Source organism: Niabella insulisoli, from assembly GCF_039652435.2.
Classification (GTDB): domain Bacteria; phylum Bacteroidota; class Bacteroidia; order Chitinophagales; family Chitinophagaceae; genus Niabella; species Niabella insulamsoli.
This window is the reverse complement of the sequence record NZ_CP190246.1, coordinates 1,062,350-1,084,582: the sequence shown is the minus strand read 5'-3', so window position 1 is coordinate 1,084,582 and position 22,233 is coordinate 1,062,350. Positions and strand designations below refer to the sequence as shown.

General features: G+C 44.8%; 12 protein-coding genes. 6 read left to right on the top strand and 6 right to left on the bottom strand.

Going from position 1 to position 22,233, the window contains the following annotated elements:
- Nucleotides 1-7 precede the first annotated feature (7 nt).
- The 6 genes from ABDK00_RS04675 to ABDK00_RS04650 all read right to left on the bottom strand — a co-directional run bounded on the left by ABDK00_RS04675 (nucleotide 8) and on the right by ABDK00_RS04650 (nucleotide 13,431).
- Nucleotides 8-2,248 (bottom strand): fasciclin domain-containing protein, encoded by a 2,241-nt coding sequence (locus tag ABDK00_RS04675; RefSeq protein ID WP_346238714.1) that lies wholly within the window; start codon nucleotides 2,246-2,248, stop codon nucleotides 8-10.
- Nucleotides 2,249-2,784: 536 nt separating this feature from the next.
- A complete protein-coding gene (locus ABDK00_RS04670) occupies nucleotides 2,785-5,067 on the bottom strand; it encodes a glycosyl hydrolase family 95 catalytic domain-containing protein (RefSeq protein ID WP_346238713.1) in 2,283 nt (760 codons plus the stop codon).
- A 104-nt stretch (nucleotides 5,068-5,171) separates the two neighbouring features.
- Complete coding sequence (locus tag ABDK00_RS04665) at nucleotides 5,172-6,695, bottom strand: RagB/SusD family nutrient uptake outer membrane protein (RefSeq protein ID WP_346238712.1); 1,524 nt, start codon at nucleotides 6,693-6,695, stop codon at nucleotides 5,172-5,174.
- Between the two features lie 80 nt (nucleotides 6,696-6,775).
- Complete coding sequence (locus tag ABDK00_RS04660) at nucleotides 6,776-9,862, bottom strand: TonB-dependent receptor (RefSeq protein WP_346238711.1); 3,087 nt, start codon at nucleotides 9,860-9,862, stop codon at nucleotides 6,776-6,778.
- A gap of 380 nt (nucleotides 9,863-10,242) precedes the next feature.
- Nucleotides 10,243-12,018, bottom strand: coding sequence for an alpha-L-fucosidase (locus ABDK00_RS04655; RefSeq protein WP_346238710.1), 1,776 nt, complete (start codon nucleotides 12,016-12,018; stop codon nucleotides 10,243-10,245).
- A 39-nt stretch (nucleotides 12,019-12,057) separates the two neighbouring features.
- Entirely contained in the window at nucleotides 12,058-13,431 is a 1,374-nt protein-coding gene (locus tag ABDK00_RS04650) for an alpha-L-fucosidase (RefSeq protein ID WP_346238709.1), read from the bottom strand.
- Between the two features lie 410 nt (nucleotides 13,432-13,841).
- On the opposite strand from ABDK00_RS04650, the gene ABDK00_RS04645 reads away from it, so the two are divergent.
- From ABDK00_RS04645 to ABDK00_RS04620, 6 genes are all read left to right on the top strand, one after another.
- Nucleotides 13,842-14,732, top strand: a complete 891-nt coding sequence (locus ABDK00_RS04645) for an AraC family transcriptional regulator (RefSeq protein ID WP_346238708.1) — start codon at nucleotides 13,842-13,844, stop codon at nucleotides 14,730-14,732.
- A gap of 121 nt (nucleotides 14,733-14,853) precedes the next feature.
- Nucleotides 14,854-15,039, top strand: coding sequence for a hypothetical protein (locus tag ABDK00_RS04640; protein ID WP_346238707.1), 186 nt, complete (start codon nucleotides 14,854-14,856; stop codon nucleotides 15,037-15,039).
- A gap of 121 nt (nucleotides 15,040-15,160) precedes the next feature.
- On the top strand, nucleotides 15,161-16,000 hold the full coding sequence (locus ABDK00_RS04635) for a glycoside hydrolase family 16 protein (protein ID WP_346238706.1): 840 nt from the start codon (nucleotides 15,161-15,163) through the stop codon (nucleotides 15,998-16,000).
- Between the two features lie 157 nt (nucleotides 16,001-16,157).
- On the top strand, nucleotides 16,158-18,110 hold the full coding sequence (locus ABDK00_RS04630; protein WP_346238705.1) for a sensor histidine kinase: 1,953 nt from the start codon (nucleotides 16,158-16,160) through the stop codon (nucleotides 18,108-18,110).
- A gap of 105 nt (nucleotides 18,111-18,215) precedes the next feature.
- Nucleotides 18,216-19,697, top strand: a complete 1,482-nt coding sequence (locus ABDK00_RS04625; protein WP_346238704.1) for a glycoside hydrolase family 43 protein — start codon at nucleotides 18,216-18,218, stop codon at nucleotides 19,695-19,697.
- A gap of 145 nt (nucleotides 19,698-19,842) precedes the next feature.
- Nucleotides 19,843-22,233 carry a hypothetical protein gene (locus tag ABDK00_RS04620; protein WP_346238703.1) on the top strand — a complete coding sequence of 797 codons (2,391 nt, stop codon included), beginning with the start codon at nucleotides 19,843-19,845 and terminating at the stop codon, nucleotides 22,231-22,233.

Below are 22,233 nucleotides of genomic sequence, written 5' to 3'. Positions count from 1 at the left end.
GATCGTTTTAATAAATGTATCGGAGGTAATTATCTACAAGGTGTATCACGGCCCGGTTGGCAAGATGGTTGCTTGATGCCGTAATCGTATGGGCCGTCCGGCCATTCATATCGGTAAGCGTAAGCCCGCTCACAGAATTGTTTACAAATATGGTCGTGGCTTCTCCTAAATTATTTTTAAGAACCGTAGGAAAGGCGCCGCTTTCTACGCCATCATTGGCTACCGTGCGTTTGTCAAGAAAATGATATTGAATGAACCTTAGCACACTTTCCCGCTCTGCGGCATTTGATGGATTGAAATTGGGAACTTTGTTAGGCGCCGTACCGGTTCCAGGCAAAATACCATCGTTCACAGCCTGAAGTATCGCTGCATTATCGGGAATAAATACGGTATAAAAACTGCCGTTGGCTACGCCTGCAATCAGTTTGGTTGAGTTATTCCAGGCAGCCGTACTATTGCGCAAATACTGCCAAAAATAGTTAAATTCAGAGCTGGCGGGCGTTCCCAATCTTTCTATATCCAAACCAAGCGCCTCGTCGCTAAACTCCATGATACGATCGGCATAATATACCCTTCCGTTCTTCGCCACTTTAAAATTTTCGATTGTGGCAACATTGTTTGAATCCACATTTCCCGCCGTAAACGACGTGTTGTTGACATATCGCATATACTCGCCGCCGTAGGTCATGGCTATGCCGGGCGTATTCAGATCCGTTAATATTTTCGAAGGAACGACATGAAGATTTAAAATGCGCTGCAGCCGCGCTCTCGTAGTTGAGCCGGTGCTGGCGGGGATGGACGAACCGGGAGGAGGAATATAGCGCCATTGATCATTAACGTTGGTACTTATAGACTGATCGACGAAATAACCTGCATCGTTGAACATCTTATTGCTGATCATAAACATCGTGTAGTTGTTATAGATATTAGAGATTGAGGGACGCAGCTCAAGATTCAGCAAAGAGATCATCATAGTATATTCGGGATCGAGATAAGCCTTTCCGTAAACGCTCGTAAATATGTTCGCATCCTGCACTTTGTTGGTACCGTAAAAAATGCCATTGCTCAACATTTTTTTATCGATGATATTGGTCGCCGGATCAAACCTGGCTTCTTCATTGACAAAATTGAAAGTCGTTTTAAACTGGCTGGGCCAAACCGGCACCTGCCACATATGAGCGTTTAAAAAATCAGAAATGATGGAAGGCGGCATCTGCTCGAGCGACGTAAAATGCTCGAGTAAAACCGTGTCGATATACGCCTGCAACACATTATTAGTAGGTGCAAAAATGCTATAAGCGCCTTGCTGCGCTTCGTTTCCTGACGCAGACAGATAGGATTCGTTGTTGAGCGAAAAAGCCAGCGCCGGATCATAAATCTTAGTGTAAACCGGATCGCTTCCACCATTGACCAACTGGTTATTTTTAGTCATCGTGGGATTGAGCGAAAAAGACACCAGGTATTTTTCATACAGGCTTTTAAACAGGCTGTATTGATCTGCCGTGTTTAAATACTGATCGATAGACGGCAAAGCCTCAATCACTTTATCAATGACGTGGATGACACCATTTTCGGCGTTAATATCCTGCTCGGTCACCGCCGCGTTGGCTACATTAAATCCGGTGTAGTTGCTGCCGGGGTAAAAGTATTGATAATCTGAGGCCGACAGATTTTTGGCCGACATGAAATTGTCGACAAAATAGGGGATGTATTTATAATTATTATCGTTATCAACATAGAAGGTAGTTCCGTTGTTGTTGCGATTACTGGCAATGGCCTTTATAGCTTTCCCGTCTTTATCGGTAGCATCATAAACGCCGGTGTAGTTAGCAGTGCGCCTTCTGAAGGCCTGGTCTTTCACCCAGCCGGAAGCGGATTGAAAATCGCCAATACGTTCTTTTTTATAAGCATAATAAACCAGGCAATAGGTCACGATGTTACGACATTCCTCCACCGAAAGGCCATCGACTCCGGAGACACCTTTTTCTGCGAAATAGCTTTCGAATGCAGCATTGGTTGGCGCAAAGAATGTCCAGTAGCCTGCTGCGTCCAGCGTGTTTTTATACCCTGCTTTATCGATCGCAGCAAGCAGATGCGAAAAACCCCCTTTCTCCTGAAGGATGCTGTAGATCGGCTTTGCCAGCCCTTCGGGACGTCCGTAAAATTCATCCCAGCTTTGCTTGCGACAGGCGGTGAAAAGAAAAACGGCCAGGCAAACAGCAACGCTTTTAAAAATCCACTTATTCATCTGCATAAAATTTATTTTTTGACAGCAATTGTGGGGGGCTGATGTGTCACTTCCGCGCATACTAATCCATTCAGCATCCCCGACGCTCGCTTTTCGGAACTACTTAACTTTTATGATTGATCAGGAATAGACTCAGTTGTTTTGCTGCTATGTTTTCTCTTTTCGTCTGGTTAATCTTTCAATGCAATCGTTATTCCTTTCATCGTTATTTAATACGAAAATAAACAACCACCCTTCCTTTACTATCCTGTTGCATCCTGTCATTCTAAAATTTTTTTCAGGTTGCCGGGAAATAAAAGATGGTAGTAATAAGAAAATAAGTGGATTCGGCGTAGAAGATGGAGTCAGGAATAAATGACATTTCCCAACACCATTGTTGGCGTTTTTGCGGCAAGTATAATGGCGATGTAGAGCGAAGGGCGTAACAGTGTCAAAAAAATTGGCAGCGCAATCCCACAGGCTCGCAAACCTCCTCAACCGAGGAGAGGTAAAAACATAGCAATACCAGTGGGCTTAAATTTCAGTCAGCGAAAAAATCAATCTTTACTTATAAGCTCAATAAAACCACCTTTTTCACATTCCAGTTGCAAAAATCCGTTAGGCAATATTTTTGTCTTAGCGTTCCTCGCCTTAGCTATCTTATATGCCCGGAAGGGTAGTTTTAGTTGCGTCACGCCACCCATTTCCGAAGCAACGCTGAGATGGATTATTTTATTGTCGACTTTTTTCGCACTGACCAAAAAAGCGCCTTCAGCGCGGAGATTTTTAAAACTAATTGAGGTCCACGCTTCGGGCACCGCCGGCATCACTTCGATAAACCCTGCATAGCTTTGCAGCAACATTTCCTGCAAACCTGAAGCAAATGCAAAGTTTCCTTCAAGCGTGAAAGGCCGGGCAGTCAAATTTGAAAATCCGGATTTAGTTTGGTCGCCATTAAGATGAAAACTATTTGGTGAGCAAAAAGCTTTCGCAAAAATCTCCAACGCTTTCGCCGCTCCCCGGCCATCCTTTGCACGGGCCTTAAGGTTAGCCAGCCAGGCATAGCTATATCCACACCAGGCCGAGGGGCCTATTTCATCGAGCTTTGCCAGTGACTTGGCAATAATATCCTTCGATTGCGGGCCATCTTCCCATTTTATAAGTCCGAGTGGATAAATAGCTAAAAGATGTGAAAAGTGGCGATGCGACTCTTTATAGTTGAGCTTCGGCGCTATTTTCAACGTATTATCCGGCTCAAGGGCAAAAAAATCAAACTGTTTTAATACGCTTATCCAGCGCTTATATTCCTCCTTATAACCTAATTCAAGCGCCATTTCCGCAGCTTTTTCGAAAGTAAAACGCATAAGCGCCAAATCAAAATTGGTGTTTTGTTTAAACCAGGCATCTAAACGATTATTGTTTATTTCCGGACTGGCACTGAGCGGCAATTGCCTTTTACCCTCATGATTTATGGAAGTTATATTTTCCAGGAAAAGCGCAACCTCCTTAAACCACGGATAGGCTCGTTCGGAAAGAAATTTTCTATCCATACCATAGCGCCATTGCCAATAATAGTGATGACCGATCCATGCGGATACGGTGGGGCTGCAGGTGTATTGAAACCAAGAGCCCATTGGGTTGCCATTGAGCGACATGACGCCGGGCATCGCCAAGCCTGATACCTGAAAAAAATGTTTTGTATGGGCATAATAGGCGGGCTTATTTTTTTCCTGAAAGTCGATAAAACCCATACTTTCTTCCAGGTGATTTCCTGAATAAGCAGGCCAGTAGCTTAATTGTGTATTCAGGTCATTGTGATAGTCGCCATGCCATGGCGGCACCCGGCCATTATCGGCCGTCCATACCGCCTGTAGCGAAATCGGAGCTGCGCCCCGTCGGGCTACAGAACCAAACTTATACTGTTCTAAATACCATTGCTTTTCGATCAGCTTGTCTGACAATTCTATACTTGACTTTGACCAATAATTGCGCCACCAGACTAAATGCGTCGCAAAGCTTTCGCTAAAACCAGCCTCCAAAACCGGAGGTACCTGATACGTTTCATGCGGCTGTTTTTTAACAATAGTCCAGTAACCCTCGATCGTACCATCATCCAATTTTTTGGATCGGACAACTACATAATACTTCTCTCCACCCCATATTTTCTGTTCGTAAATAATTTCCCCTTGTTGTTGTTGAACGGGCCCCTGCTCATAACCCAAAAGTGCCAAATCATCGGCGTGCAGGGTTTCACGGGCTTTGGATGATTCATAAGCCGGCGGCAGAAACCTGATCGCTAAATCATGCTTCAAACCCTCAAATCGAAACCAGCCCACGGGTTTCGTAGCATGAACAAAACTCTGCATGGTAATACCCGACTTCCATTTTACTGTACATAAGGCGCTGTCGGTCGACAATCGAACATCTTTGACTCCCCAATCTTTGATATTAAACTCAATGGCTCCTGCCGGAATTTTTGAAGGGGCGGTTTTGTTAGCCATAAATTTCTCGGTATAATCTAACACCGGCTGATAATTTCCAGCATCGACATGTTGCCTAATCCATTCGAGGTTGAAGCTGGAGTTGCTGTAGCCCTCAATCGGCCGATTGTCCCAAAGATCTGAGCGATCCAGCGAAAACCGCAACGCGCCTTCCTTCTCCCAAATCAGTGCGCCAATGGCGCCATTACCAAGCGGAACGGCCTCATCCCATTTTTGGGCCAACTGGGTAAACTTCAAAGAGTGCGACACCTGCGCATCCACATTGAAAAAACCCGGCAGGAACCCAAAGGTAACAACAGCAACGAGCTTTTGATGCCATTTGCTTCTTTTAAATCTCATTATTCTTTTCAAAAACATACCTGTCATTTACGCTACCTCTTTTATAATTTTTAGTTCGAAATAACGAACGGGGCTACCTCCAATCGAAGAGGAACTTATTCTTTTTAATACCCCGCGTTCTGCTGAAGCGCAGGGTTCTTATCAATTTCACTTTGCGGGAACGGCAACACATTATTTTTCTCTCCGAAAGCAAGATTCAATGGAGTATAGGGAGCCGGATTTTCAACTTTTTTCAACATTTCATCCATAATGCCCCATCGCTTCAAATCAAAATATCGGAGCCCTTCGCAGCAAAACTCCACTCGTCTTTCATGGCGAATATATTCGCGCAACGCGGCCTGGCTATTATATAATACCTGATCCACAGGTGGCAACGCCACTTCTGCTCTCCCCCTCACTTTGTTGATGGCGCTATAAACCGAAGCGTCTGGCCCTGAAGCTTCATTTTTAGCTTCGGCATACATTAATAAAACATCAGCATACCTAATATGGATAATATTAACATCTGTTTTAACAGAAGAAATGTCTCTCGAAAAAGGAAAATGCGTCATGTCTAAATATTTCTGCATCATAAATGGCGTTTCCTGAAGAGGATATTCAAACACACTTCCGTCGGAAAAAACATAATCTTCATCGGGCAGCTTCAAGGTAATATCCATGCGCGGATCCCTATTTTCAAAGGGCTTGGCCGGATTATAAAGCGGTGAAGAAGTTATTGGTTTACCATCTATGCATTCATATTCATCAGCCATGGGTTGATAAACGCCCACCGCTCCATACCAACCCACTTCGGTTTCCAAACCTTCTCCTGAAGCGCTGTGCGTACGATTGGGCGCGAGATAAGAAGTAGCAAACATGATTTCAGGATTCTTTTGTTGTGTTGCCGTTAAAAAAAGTCCGGAATAGCTGGGCGCTATATCAAACACACCCCCGTCTATAATTTGCTTTAGCAAAGTTGCCGCTTCGGGCCACCTTTTTTGAAACAATAATACTTTCCCCTTTAATGCCTGTGCAGCGCCACGAACGGCGTGGCCAAAATACCGGGTGTCCGGCAGGTTGGAAATAGCAAAATCCAAGTCTTCATGAACAAAAGCTAAAACTTCATCACTTGAACTGGCTGCAATTTTCGCTTCCTCGACTGTGGCAGGTTCCTGCTTATAAAGCGGTACGCCACCAAATGCCTGAACCAGATCGAAATAATACATCGCCCTAAGGAATCGCACTTCGCCTTTGAATTGATTTTTTAGTGATTCGGCTGCTTCTACTTTGTCGATATTAGCCATGAAATAATTACACGCCGCAATGCCACTGTATGGGCCGCTGAAAAAACCACCCGGAACATTAGTCGCATTTACCGTACCCTTGGTCATATCCAAAAAGGACTGAATTAAAAAAGTGTATGCGTTGTCAGAGTAGCCTTCCAGGAAAACTTTGGTATAGTTGTAATAACTGACGCTGTTTAACCTCGAGTAAACACCGGTCAGTCCCATACGTGCGTCATCTTCGTTTTTCCAGAAGTTACCGCTCGAAATAACATCACCCGGATTTTTATCAAGGAATTTTTTACAGGAAAAACAAGATATAAGCGAGATAGTCCATATTATATTTTTTATGAGTACGTGTTTCATGACTATTGGTTTTAATTAAATACATGTTCGAACGAACGATTCAAGTTTAAAGCTTGCTGCGAAATGCAACCGCCCACTCTTTAAAATTTGATGTTTAAGCCAACTGTTACAATTTTGGTTTGCGGAAAAGTTGCATATCTCGTTTGATCGGTTCTTCTTTCCGGGTCTGCACCTTCAAACTTGGTAAACGTGAGCAAATTATCTCCCGATAAATAAACAGTCAGGCCTTTAGCGTGAATTTTTTGCAGGAGTTTGTCGGGAATTTCATAGCCCAAATAAATATTTTTTAAACGCAGATAGCTCAAATCGTTTAGGTAGTAGGTACTGGGATAACCTGCAACGCCCGGATAAGTCCATCCGAAATACACAGCAGGCACCGTGTTGCTTGGATTAGTCGGCGTCCACGCATTCAGAAACTTCGAAGGTGGTGGTGCATTTTGCAAAAATGGGTCTACACCCCAACCTTTAAGAAACATGTATTGACGCTCTACTCCCTGGAAAAAAGCGGTGAAGGTAATTCCCTTCCAGGAAGTGTTCAGACCAAAAGAATAGGTAAACTTCGGAAATGGATTGTAAGTGGCTCTATCTTCGGGGCCTACCGTGCCGTCACCGTCTTTATCAACTATTTTAATGTCCCCCGGCTTTAGTGTCCCCGAACTGGGTTGCTTTGCCCAACCGTCGATCTCTGCCTGATTTTGGAAGATTCCCGCCCACTCATATATGTAAAACGACTGGAAAGGAAGCCCCACGTCTGTGAGCAAATTAGGGCCGCCGGCACTGCCTCCCATAGTAGAAATGGCGCGGGCCAAAACGTTCGTTACTTTATTTTTATAGGTGGCCAACCTGAAAAATAGAGAGTAATCAAAAGCGCCAATTTTATGATGATGCCCTAAATCGAACTCCCATCCTTTATTTTCCATCGATCCGATATTACTGATAGGCGCTGAAAGACCTATACTTGCCGGAACGTCCAAGCGTTGCGTGATAATGCCTGTTGTTTTTTTGTTGTACCAATCTATCGCCGCGGTAAGCAAACCGTTCTTTACGTTTATATCAACACCGAGGTCCGTAATCTTGGTATCTTCCCAGCCTAGCGCGGGATCTACCAATCGGGTTTTCACGGCGCCGGTAGCTAATACATCATCAAAAGGATAAGTCGAAGTAGATAAGATGTCCTGGAATGCATAATTGTTCCCAATCTCCTGATTACCGAGCGTACCCAAAGAAGCCCTCAGTTTAAATTCCGAAAACAATGGAAGCGCAGTCGCAAGCCAGTTTTCCTTCGACAACCGCCAACCTGCAGATACACCGCTATAAGCGTTCCATCTGTTTTCGGGCGCTATCCGCGAAGATCCGTCGTAGCGAAAATTCCCTTCCACCAGGTATCGGTCTTTATAATCATAATTAACCCTGCCAAAATAGGATTGTAGCGCCCACTCCTGCGTATTCCCATTTGTCACTTGGTTGACCGGTGATCCGGCATTGATTTCTGACAAAGTACTATTGGGAAAGCCGGTTCGCATTCCATACAGATAAGGGCTGCGATTATTGATTTGTTCGTAGCCAGCCAGCAATTTTAGGTCGTGCGCTTCACCCAATCGAGCAGCATATGTTAATGTGCTGTAAAGCGTTTTGGTCACCGATTGTGATAGCTGTTGCCGCAATCCCAAAAAGTTAGTTCCGGAGTTATTCACGTATTCATGAACGCCGTTTACATCCGGTTGGTAGAGATACTGAGACACTTCGTGCTGGCGGTTCCGATACTCATTATTTTGAAAGTAGACGGCCCCTTTAGTTGTCCAGTTTAAGTTTTTAATAATTTCAAGATTAGCGAAAGCCTGGGCATTCACCGTGTAATTTTTATAGAATTGCCCGCTATTGTTCATCACCGCGGTATAACTTCTTTGGCCTACTTCAGAGCGATAGGCGGCCGTGGCTAACCGTCCGCTGCCATCGGGCAAATAGGCTCCATAGGTCGGGCCGCCGTGGTATATGAGCAAAATCAAATCGTCGTTAGACAGCCAGGGTTGCACGATATCCTCAAAAGTCATGTTCACGTTGGACCCAACACTTAGCTTTTTATTGATCTGAGTATTGAACGAAGCCAGAACGTTGTAGCGGCGGTAATCGTTCTTCGCCAATATACCATCTTGCTTTAAATAGTTAAACGACAGGTTGAAAGTTGTTTTATCATTTCCTCCTGAAAAACCAAGATGCTGGTTAATGATGGCCCCATTTTTAAAGGCGAAGTCAAGCCAGTTAAAGTTGGGATATTGTAGCCTATCGGTTGAGCTGGCGTAGGCATCGATCTGATCCTGCGTGTAGATAGCACCCATCCCGCTGCGCGCGCGCGCTTCATTGAACAAACGCATATAAGTTGGTGAATCATAAATTAAATCAGGCAATACCGTCGCTTTGCTGGTACCAAAACCGCCGCTGTACTCAAAGGTAGATTGTCCTTTTTTTCCGGATTTGGTAGTAACCAAAATAACACCGTTAGCTGCGCGCGAACCGTATATCGCCGCCGACGCCGCATCTTTTAGAACCGTGACATCTTCGATATCTTCCGGCGACAAATAATTGAGCGAGTTGACCGCTACTCCATCAACCAAAATCAACGGCCCGGATGAACCCGTGAAAGTTCCCTGCCCACGCAATAAAACTTCTGTAGTTCCCAGGCCGGGCTGGCCTGTATTCTGACGAATATCCAATCCCGCCACACGGCCTTGCAGCAAATTGGTTGCGTTGGGAGCCGGACGTTTGGTAAGTTCCGCACCAGAGACGCTTCCCACAGCGCCGGTAAGATTTATTCTCTTTTGGGTTCCATAACCCACTACGACTACGTTGTCCAAATCGCTAACCAAACTGGTAAGCACTATGGTGTTAGCAGTCAGTTTTTCAACTTTAAAGGTTTGAGGTGAAAATCCTACCGCCGAAACTCTTAAAAGATCGCCTATTACTCCCTGAATTTTAAAATCGCCTGCATCGTCGGCCGCTGTTGTCAACCCATTATTGGTGTTCAGAACAGTAGCTGCGGATACCGGGCGCTGACCCTCTTCAACCACACGCCCTTCAATACTTTGGGCGCATAAATCGGTTGCGGCCATTGAAAAAAGAAGGTTGAAAAGCAGTAGCCAGACGGGTCTGAGCAGTTTAATTTTCTTCATAAACTTAATTTTAATTTCGATATTAGTTGGTTTAAATCACGCGGGTGAATTTTTTAAAAATGATACTTCATCCACGCCATGATCCTTTAAGGTATATGGTAATTAGTCGACGGTTGCTCTACCGAGCTATAGCATAAAAAGCAAGCAATTGTAGATAGCATAGCACAAACATCCCACCGATATCATATGTTAAAGCGTTAAAATAACCTGTGCAAAGCCTATTCGAAGTTATTATTAAAACCAACGGAGGAACATAGAGCATCTGGGGTATTTATTGCACTATCTTATCATTTATCAGAAAAACTAAAATGACGATGGAAGTATTATATCACAAACAATTTCAGTTTCGATCGAATGCCAAGCGTAATATTTTGTTGAGCCTATTGGGCAAAAACTTCTATTCGAAAATCCTGAGGATTTTTCCCTGTAAGCCTGATATATCTCACTTGCTTTCCGGGCACCTGGGCGCCGGCTATTGTTGTTGTCACTAAAAGGACACCCCTTTTAAGCCGCACCAATCCGACCTTATCCCAATTTTGGCTGTCGGCCGAAACATCTACCCGCGCATTTTCTTCCAGTCCTGAGATATTTAGAATAGTCACCGCTTTTTCTTCTCCCAGGTCAACTACCGCCGCGCCATCATCCCAAGCTGATTTTTTCACCGTTTTGATGGTGAATTTCTCACCATAAGCAGGGTTGTCAAATAAATTGGACGAGCCTGTCATGATATCATTTTCTTCGATTGGTTTTTCCATAGTGAGTTTCAGGATGGTTACGATACTGTCGGGCAGTGCAGGCTGCTCAAAGCGAAGCGAGTCCTTTTCCGTAAACCAATTCAAGCTTTCTGAGACATTTACAAATTCGGCCTTTTCGACTGCGTTATGCTTTAAAGCTTTAAGTTTTAACGTCGCCTCTTTCCAATTAAATACATACAAATACACTTCTCTACCTTTATAAACCGCACCAAAATCCCGGCGCGGCATCCACGGGCCACCTTTGGTTCCGTAATAATATTTTCCATACTGCCGAAGCCATGCTCCTATGGCTAACAGTGTATCTTTTTGAGGTTGGTTGAACGCGCCATCGAAATTAGCGCCCCAACTGAGTAGCACGTTGCCATTGCCCGAAGCTGCCCGAAGGATTTCTGAAATCAAAGTTTTAACAGACTTATTGGGATATTTCGGATTATAAGCCCAGCGGCCATTGATCGTCATGCAACTTTCCCAGGGCCTTTTTTGATACATGCCGATAGTTTGCTCGGGCGTATCAAAGTCTCCGGGAAGCCCGGTCCTATTATTGATGATAATATGAGGTTGCAATTTACGCATCATGCGCGTTAGGTTTTCTGCATCCCACATTTGGGGTGGATACATGCCACCGCTCCAGGCGGCGTCAAACCAGAACAGATCAATCTTCCCATAATTTGTAAGCAGTTCCTTTATGACGTTGTATTGATACTGGATATATTTTTGATGAGTTGGCCCTGGTTCGGCCGTTTGGCCAGGCTTCGCTTCATAAAATGGCTGCCGGGGAAGCCTTATCGTCTTCGTAGTGTCGACGGGTGCGTAATCGGGATGATACCAATCGCGCTGTGAATAATAGATGCCTAATCGCATATTTGCCTCGTGACAGGCATCTGCCAATTCTTTTAAATAATCACGTCCAAAGGGCGTATTTGTAATTTTAAAGTCTGAGAATTTGGTATCCCACATATGAAAACCATCGTGGTGTTTCACAATTATTACCATGTACTTCATGCCGGCCGACTTAGCGATAGCTACCCATTTTTTCGCATCGAATTTTTCCATCTTCCACAAAGAAGGCCAGGTAACCTTCCACGCGCTATCAGGGTAGGTTCCATGCCCCGGATCCGGCGCTTTCCTGTTGTAAACAATCGGCCAGCTAAGATCTTCCTGTACATAAGAGCTGAGGCCGTAGCTGATAAACATGCCGAAGCGGACATCTGTAAACCACTTCATATCTTCGGGTGTAGCAAAATTGCTGGCATTCCATTGTTCCGGGGTAAAAACGTTCCAGGCCGGAGACATTCCACCAGGTTGAAGGATTCTGGGGTCGTTGTCCAGCACGCTCCATTGTGCATTCGCAGGCGCAACCGCAAAAAACAATATAAAGGATAGCAGTAAGTATGTTTTCATGATCGTCCGAAATTTGCAAGCTTAATATGCCCGGCTGGTTTAATATAACCCAAATTGTCTGATATCGGGGGTTCCGACAGCATCCGTAATATGGAGTTTTATTTTTTCTAGCCGATGTTCTTTGGGAAGTTCCCAAATCAGCTTATGGCCGATGGAGCTACCTGAAAATAGCCGTTCCCATTTTCCTTTTCTATACCCCAGTAAATCAAATTTTCTGATTTTCTGGCCACCAGCCAGGCCTTCTTGTATGATCACATTCTTTACGGAAGCGCCCCGGGGTATTTGGAGACTAACTTCCCGTTGCCTGGAGTCCTTCACAACTGCGACCGGATTTCCAAAAAGCGCTTTAATCTGCCGCCCGAAAGCTGAAAGGGTATCTACGTCGGCCTGATCGAGAAGTCCCTTAGGATTTGGCGTAAGTCCGATGATTAGCGTGGAGTTGTGCCCGACGGAATTGCGGTACATATTTACTAAGCTCGATACAGGGTATATATGGGAAACATCATCAGGCTCCCAGAACCATTCGTGCCGGCCGTTGAATCCGCGCAACGGCGCATCCGACATGGCCGGCATATAATATTTTCCATCAACATCGCCGTGTTTCAACAACTTGAAGTTGTCCTTATAGCTTTCTTTACTATACGCGGGATCAACAAATGAAGGAAACGTAAAGGTAGACCAACAAGGATAAGGAACCGTCCCCGACTCCGAACCGCCCCAACGAAAATCTGCTCTTTGAGCATTGTGATAAAATAGCGCCCCTGGCTGATTTCTAACAACAATCGGCATCACATCTGCTCCATAAGTTTTAGGATCAGAGGCGCCACCATCAAACCAAACCATAAACAGATCTCCGTAGCGGGTAGTGATTTCCTCCACCATACCTTCGCACATTCTTTTGTATGCCTGCTGCCTGTTTTTTACGAACCGGCTATCACCTTCTATAATAAAGTCGTGCACGCCCAAAAATGCGTTCCACCGGATGCCTAAATATAAGCCGGGCTTAATGTTGTATTTCCTGCAAGAGTTTACAAAATCTCTTACAATATCGCCTTTACCATTTTTCCATTTCAAGATTTTCATAGAGTACGGATTTACGTCGCTCTGATATAAGGCAAACCCCGTTTCGTGTGTTACCGTAAGCACGGCAAAAGTGGCGCCGCCCGCTTTGGCCGCTTTAACCCATTGGTCGGTATCTAAAGCCTCCGGATAAAAAATATTATAATCTTCGATGGGTGTAATTCTGTTACGGGCCTGATTATATTTTTGGCCATCGGCAACATGCAGATCGTAGCTAACAAGCACGCCTATTTCGGCTTCCTGCCAGCCCATCTGCGACGTCGTAGGCAAGGGCACCTGGGCCGAGGATAATAAACAAAACAGAATACCTAAAATAGAAATTTGAACCTTCATACTAAGCAATACTTTTTTGATTTGGGCGATTGACTATCGCAACTAAAAACGAAATCTTTGTTGAACCAGCTTCTTCATTCGATCCATACTTCCTGGCCATTTAGGCATGCACGGTATTTACGTTATTCGCCTGCCAACAGTCGGTTCACCTTCGTCACCTGGGCGCGACTGTAGCGTGAGTTTGGGTTTCAACGACAACGATTCGAAATTACCGATGAAATGTTTTCGGGGAAATAGATGATCTGATGCATTTATTGCACTATCTTATCATTTCGCTTTTTTAAAAGCTGGGTTTTAACTTATAGTAGCGGATGGCAATAGTAAAAATAAGCGGATGGCTCATTGGGCAAAATAAAGTAAATATTTAATTTTGTCTATCCTCAGAGACCTACTTTTACCTCTTTGCGATTATGAACATTTCCAGGAAAACAAATAAAAGTTATTGGCAGGGTCAGGGACGAAAACTAATTGTTCTTCCCACGGAAACACTACAGTCTTCGGTGTTGAAAAATGAGCTTCACAAACAGCTTTATGTTACTGATTTGGGATTTTACCCGGCTGCGAAAGACCATTACACTTTCAGGGAGACGGGCTGCTCAGAAATGGTGCTTATTATTTGCGTAAGCGGCAAGGGATCCTACGAAACTAAATTTGTAACCACATCGGTTTCTCCGGGCCAATTTTTCATTTTGCCGCCTAACGAACAACATCGATACGAATCGGACAACAGCGACCCATGGAGCATTTATTGGATTAGAATAGGCGGATCACATTTGCAGGAATTCTGCAAAAACCCCTTGGTTACACTTTGCTTTAAACCGTCATACACCAACCGGCTGATTGAAATCTGTAAAGTTTTTGACGACATCTATGCTTCTCTTGCAAAGGGCTACAGCCACAAGAATATCGCCTACGCAAATATGTGTCTACAATATTTGCTTGCCAGTCTGATATACGAGCACCGCGAACATCCGAAAGAAATGAGCATGCCCGAAAAGGTAATCCTATTCATGAAGGCGCACCTTGATGAGCACTACAGCCTGAAGGAGCTGGCTTCCAAGTTTTGTTATTCCACGTCTCAGTTTTCAAAAATTTTTAGACTGGAAACAGGCTATGCTCCTATCGATTATTTTATTCATTTAAAAGTGCAGCACTGTTGTCAAATGCTGGATCTGACATCAAAAAAAATATATGAAGTGGCTGAGGCGGTAGGCTATGACGATGTATTTTATTTTTCGCGATTGTTTAAAAAAGTGATGCAGGTTTCGCCCAACCAATACCGGCTGTTGAAAAAGGGGTAGCGTTCAACGCCATCTCCCCAAACTCTTCTACCATGGCCGATACAACTTCAAACCCCTGCGTTTCCTAAAGATTTCATTTTAAGGCACAGATCTTGTATAAGTGGAATTAAAAAATAATATTATGAATGTAAAACGCGTCTTCGGTACAGTACTTACCATTTTAGGTATCATTGGTATGATTTATACCGGCTATGAACTGATCAATAAAAGCGAAAGCTATACGCAGCTGATTGTTATCGGGGCCATCGGATTGATCTTTTTTTTCGCAGGCATTGGGCTTGTCAAAAATACCAAAGACGAAGCCTGAACCGGCTGCCAAAACGCTTATGGGCAGATGGCCGGCTACGAACCCGGCACTGCTGTTTTATTCCCAGCTATTTCGCGGTTGTCTTGAATGTAAATTGTAATTTTAGCAGCAAAGACCGATCATGATCGTATTTGCTTTGAGTGCTGCATTATTTATAAGCCCTGCTGCCATTCCAGACACTTTTTCTCATCCGATAAACGGATATGAATTGATTTGGGCGGACGAGTTTAACAAGCCGGGGAATGTCGATACCGCGGTATGGCAATTCGAAAAAGGTTTTGTACGTAATCATGAATTACAATGGTATCAGCCTCAAAATGCCTGGTGTGAGAATGGCAAGTTGATTATCGAAGCTAAAAAAGAAGCTTTACCCAATCCTTTGTATAAAGCTGGAAGCGACGATTGGCGCAAGTCAAGAGCACAAATTCAATATACATCTTCAAGCATCAACACCCGAAAAGCTGCCAGCTGGCAATTCGGAAGGTTTGAGATCCGCGCTAAAATTGTTGCTAAACCGGGCCTCTGGCCTGCGATTTGGACGCTCGGCATGTCGGGCGAATGGCCGGCCAACGGCGAAATCGATATCATGGAATATTATAAGGGTGATATTTTGGCAAACGTTGCTACAGGCACGGGCAAACGGTATCAGGCGAAATGGTTTACAACGAAAAAGCCGGTAAGCTCATTTAACGAGCCTAATTGGGATCAGTCTTTCCACGTTTGGCGGATGGATTGGGACGAACATTTTATCAGGCTTTATGTCGATGACTTGTTGTTGAACGAGGTAAATGTAAAAGATGCCGCTAATCCTGATGGCAAAAACCCATTCCATCAACCCCATTATTTGCTCCTCAACCTGGCGATCGGTGGCGATAATGGCGGCGACCCCAGCGGCACGGCATTTCCAAGCCGTTATGAAATTGACTATGTCCGGGTGTTTCAAAAAAAAGAAATTCCTTGAATGTCGCTTTCAAACCCCGATTCCCGATTCCCCTCGCTGCACGCGTTTGGTTTATCGATAAGAAATCGATTATAAATCAACCAGGCAATCTGACAAAATATCGTCATATAAGTATCAAATTCAACAAGATAGCATCGGTAATACTTACCTTTACAACATGCCCGTTAAATTGGTTCAGCTTGTACTAGCGCTGATTGTTTTTTTCCCGATCGAAATTGAAGCCCAGGTCGTTGACCTAAGCGCACATAACCCTGCCAACAATCTCGGAAGAAAAATAACCTATTTCAAAGATTCAACAGCGGCGCTTAACCTGCAGCAGGCACGGGAATTATTCAAAAAAGGAAAATTTGCTGAGGGCAAAACCGACATATTGAATTTTGGAAATAGCCCGGCAGCTATGTGGGTGAGGCTGGAGATAAAAAGTTCCATTGACATCACCGACTACCTTATCGTTGACGTAGCCAATATCGAACGGATCGATTGTTATACCGGCGATGGAAGCGGCTGGCGCAAGCTGTCGGCAGGGTCTTTAACAAAAGCAGATCCCGGCGTCAGAAGCAACCACCAATATATTTTTCCGCTTGACAACCTGGAACGCGGCACTGTAAACGAAATATGGCTGCGCGCCCAAAGCCGGAATATTATGCTGATGCCGCTAAAGGTCGCCAGGGCCGACAATCTTTATCTCGTGGAAAATGCCACTTCAAAAATCATTGAATTGTGCTTTATCGGTTTCCTATGCGCCCTCATATTGTTTCACCTCTTTATTTACGTTAGCCTGAAAGACAGGGCTTATCTATATTACTGCTTGTATATTCTTTCCTTAGGGATGTATACCATAGGTTATTTAGGCGGATATAGTTATCTGCTGGGCGAACCATTCCGCATATTTACATACACTTATCCCCACCTTTTTTTTGCGATTGGGTTTGCCATGTCGATACTCATCACCAACCGGTTTTATAATTTAAAAAATTTATCGCTGCCGCTTTACAGGTGGACCAACCTGTTATTTGCCAGCCTGGTCGTATTATTCCTGATCAGCATTTTAGGCTACAAAGCCCTCGCGGCCTGGGGCGCACAGACATTTGGCCTGCTTGTCCCGCTGACGCTGGCGATCACCAGCCTATTTGCTTACAGCGCCGAAAGGAAAGCGGTCATCAGCTTGTCAGCAGCATGGCTTGTGTTTATTGTAGCAGTGATTTTTTACGTACTAAGCCTGCAGGGAACGATAGAATATAAATCTTATAGCCGTTTAGTACTCCATTCAGGCGTCCTTTTAGAATTCATGTTACTAGCCATCGCGTTGGGCCAACGGTATCGATTCATTTTAGAACGGCAGCGAAAAGCGGAAGCAGCCAATTTCAAGCTGATTCAAACGCATAATGCCGAACTCGAGCAAAAAGTAGCGCAACGCACCGCGACATTGAACGATGTGATCATCAAACTAAAAAACTCGGATGAAATAAAGAGTAAACTGTTTTCAATCGTCGCTCACGATCTGCGAACGCCCTTCGACAGCATGTTAGCTATCTTATCATCAGATAATATCGATTTGTTCGACGCGGAAGAACTGAAGTTTATGCTTAGAGCTAACAGCAATCATATCCAGCAATTGAAAATAATGCTCGACAACATGCTCTTCTGGGCCCGATCTCAAATGCAGGATGTGAAGGTCGTGGCCGAAAACTTCGACATGCTTGAAACCGTGGACTTACTTACTGCCATTTATCAGCCTATCGCCAGGGAAAAGAAAATCGAAATTAAAATTCAGCATGATAGCAGGCGGATGCGGGTGAGGGCGGATAAAAATCATATTCAATTGGTGCTTAGAAATCTTTTTGATAATGCCGTAAAATTCACGCCGCCCGCAGGCGCTATCGATATCCACCTTTATAATGCTGAAGGTAAAGTCCATTTTACAATTGAAAATAACTGCCTGCCGGCCGCACCTCAAAAAAACAATGAAGCAGAGAAAAAAGGATTGGGCCTGGGCCTTAGCCTGTGCGAAGATTATTTAAATAGAAACAAAAGTTCGTTGATTAGAAAGAGCAGCGGCCAAAGCATCAGCTTTGCCTTTGAGCTACCCGCCGCTGACACTGAAATTTAATGCAAAAGCCGAAAGCATTTATTTTATTTAAAAAGATGAGCAATCGCATCAGATTTAAAAGCATTTTGTAGATCTTTAGCGTTTCTAAATACTAATTTTCTTGTCATGCGTTTAGTCTCTGTATTGTTGCTGTGTTGTTTTATTAAAGTAGCTGTCGCCCAGCAGTTGGTATTGCCCGGCGACCATCCCGACCCCTCCGTTGTTAAAATTGGCGACGAATACTGGGCCGCTGGTACTACCTCCAATTGGTTTCCTGCTTTCCCTTTATATCATTCTAAGGATCTTGTGAACTGGACGCCGGCCGGCCATGTCTTCCATCAACTTCCGGCCTGGGCCGATTATTATCTTTGGGCGCCAGAGATTACTTATGAGAACGGAAAAGTGTACTTATATTACACAGCTCATAAAAAGGGCGGCAACCTGTGTATTTCAGCGGCTGTCGCCGATTCGCCCGCCGGGCCTTATAAAGATCTCGGCCCGATCATGTGTCAGAAAGATGGTTCGATCGACGCTTTTCCCATGCGCGACGAAAACGGAACTTTATATATGATCTGGAAGGAAGATGGAAACAGCGTGGGCCAGCCGACGCCTATCTGGGCTTCACAAATGAAAGAAGACCGAACAGGGCTCATCGGGGAAAAGAAAGAATTATTTCGTGCGGATGCAGATTGGGAGCGTAACCTGGTGGAAGGTGTTTCCATGATGCGGCACAACGGATACTTTTATGCCTTTTATGCTGCGGCCGGGTGCTGCGGAAAAACCTGTTCTTATGGTACCGGTGTTGCCCGGGCTAAAAATTTGCTGGGCCCATGGGAGAAATATGATCAAAATCCTATTTTAAAAGACGAAGCAGATTGGAAATGCCCCGGACATGGAACGCCAGTCGTAAAAGACAACCGCTTTTATTTCCTGTATCATGGATATAGCACAACGGGCGGCGCGTATACTGGCCGGCAGGGGTTGTTAAATGAGTTTACCTTCACGAGCAATGGCTGGCCAAAGTTTACCAATAACAAAAACTACGGCGCACGAGTTCCCCTAAAAAATATAGCAGATGATTTCTCCGCGAAAGAGCTTGCCGACAACTGGCATTGGAGTATTTTCCAACCCGTAGGTTTCCAGCTAAAAAATCAGGGGCTGCAGCTGAATGCGTTGCAGGTTCCCGCCGGGGCTTATCTCGGTCAATTTGTATTAACCCCCAACTATGAGGGATCCATCCTGGTAAAAAAAGGGACGACTTCAAAAGCAGGCCTGGCGCTGATCGGCGATGACAAAAACATTGTGACGGCTTATTGGTCGGCCCATGAAATCCAGATCGTGCAAATCAAAAAAGGCGTGGAGCAAATATTGTTGACGAAAAAACTGGACGCTTCCGTAGCGCCGGCGCTGAAAGTAAGAGTAACCGATAATACTAAGGCCATTTTTATGTTTAGTCAAAATGGAAGGGCTTTCACGCCTCTCAACGACCAGCCGATTGATATATCTTTCCTGCCGCCATGGGACCGCGCGGTACGCATTGGCCCGGCGGCTAAAGGCAACCCCGGGCAATTTGCACGCTTCGATCAGTTTTTACTCAAAAATCTTTAATGTTATTTAGATCAGAAATCATAAAATTGCCGTAAATTTTTTTAAACATTTTGTCGTAATCGAAGACCGTTTTAATTTTCATGTTTTACGGTTCTATTTAGGATCCGATAACGATATCATTGCGGAACATCCGCCAGTTAAAATTATGAATTGCAGCATTTTGATATTACGCTTTTGTCTTCTCTGCGCTTTGTTTTTTAGTGTAAAAAATAAGGCTGCGGGGCAGCAAATAGTCTCTCAATTAGAAAATTACGCTACGCGGTTTAGTCCCGAGCGCGCTCATCTCCACTACGATAAATCATCTTACGCGCCGGGCGAAACTATTTGGTTTAAAGCTTATCTGCTCAATGAAGTTATAGCCGCGGCGGAGAGCAAAAATTTTTATGTAGACTGGATCGATGACAAGGGACGCATCCTCCGGCACACGGTGGCACCCCTGGTACAGGGCCTTACAAGCGGCCAATTCGATATCCCGGCGGATTATAAAGGAAGATATATTGCGGTGAAAGCCTACACGAGCTGGATGCTCAACTTTGATTCTTCATTTATTTATAAAAAGGCAATTAATATACTCCACAAAGATTCGGTAAAACTGCCGCAGGCAATTGTCATTAAGCCCGAATTACAGTTTTTTGCCGAAGGCGGCGATCTGATCGCAAATTTCCCGAACAAGGTGGCGTTTAAAGCGACCGATCAATGGGGGCGCCCTGTTAAGATAAAGGGCGTGGTGCAGGGTAGCGACGGAAAAGTGATCGACAGCCTTCGCGTGCAGCATGACGGAATGGGGTACGTGTTATTAAATCCCGCGCCCGGCGCGTCGTTTACGGCAAAATGGAAAGACGAACAGCAAAAGGATCACAGCACGCCGCTGCCTTCTGTTAAAACGAGCGGCGCACAGCTACAGGTCACCCTGTCTCCAGGCAAAAGAGCGTTCCGCGTGCAGCTCTCTCCTGATATTGTCAGTGCTTCCGACAGTGTTTACGTCATGGGAACTATGTTTCAACATCCGGTATTTACCATTGCAAAATCCTCAAAAGGTGAAATTACCGGCATTGTGCCCACAGCGAATTTACCCTACGGCATTTTGACCATTACCGTTTTTGATAAAAGCTGGAAGCCGATGGCTGAGCGCATTACTTATATCGATAACAATGCGCCGTATATTTTTAAGCCAGAGATGGAAGTGCAGCGCTGGGGACTTAGCTATCGGGCCAGAGATGAAATCAAGATAACGGTTCCGGCGGATATCGCTTCTTCGCTTTCCATCGCAGTCACGGATCTCAGTATTGATTCGGATAGTTCCGACAATATTATATCAGAACTGATGCTGACCAGCGAACTAAAAGGAAAAGTGCATAATGCGGCCTACTATTTTACCAATCCTACTGAAAACAAACAACAGCTGCTCGACCTGGTCATGCTCACCAATGGCTGGCGCCGGATCAAATGGGAACAGATTATAGCAGGTAGTTTTCCTAAAATCAATTATCCGCGCGATACGTCTTACCTGTCTTTGTCGGGGTCGGTTCAGGGCGTCATGCCGGGCTCTATCGGCAATGGCGCTTCGGCCATGATGATCGTAACTCAAAAAGATCAGCAAAATAAAATGTTGCTGGTGCCGATAGAACGCGATGGCTCTTTTAACGACCGGTCTACCATTATTTTCGATACGGCACAGATTTATTATCAGTTTCAGGATAAAGCGCTGAAAGGCGCGTCCATCAGTTTTGTTCCCAATAAACTAAGAACGCCTGCGGCCGGCAAACCTTATACTAATTTGCTTTGGCCGGATACTACGGGCATCTCCCGGCATTTGATGTTGTCGGACGAGAATAATGCAAATATTCAAAAGTCAAAGTTTAAAGAACTTGAAGCCGTGACTGTAACGGCAAAAACCAAGCCGGTCATCGACCAGATGGATGAGAAATATGCTTCGGGCTTGTTTAGCGGTGGCGACGCCATTCGCTTCGATGTCGCCAACGATAAATTTGCCAATGTGGGCGATATATTTACTTATCTGCAAGGCAAGGTGGCGGGCCTGCAAATTACAGGGCAGGGCGCCAACGCTTCGTTGAGCTGGCGCGGTGGCAGTCCGCAAATCTATGTGGACGAAGTGCCTACCGACGTGAATATGGTCTCTTCTATCAACATAACAGATGTGGCCTTTATCAAAGCTTTTCGCCCGCCATTTATGGGAGGATTTAATGGCGGCAACGGAGCGATTGCCATTTATACGAGGAGAGGTGATGACGTCAAACGTGATCCAAGCACAGGCATTCCGAGCGGCAAAATTGAAGGCTATTCCAACATAAGAGAGTTTTATTCACCCCGGTACTTGACCACCGAGCGGCCTCCTGACGCGGACAGAGATGTGAGAACGACCTTATATTGGAACCCCAACGTTACGATCGACCCGGCGACGAAGCAAGCAGTGATTTCCTTTTATAACAATGATGTAACAGACGCATTCCGGGTTATCATTGAAGGCATGACTGCTGACGGAAGGCTTGCCCATCTCGAAGAAAAAATGGAGTAA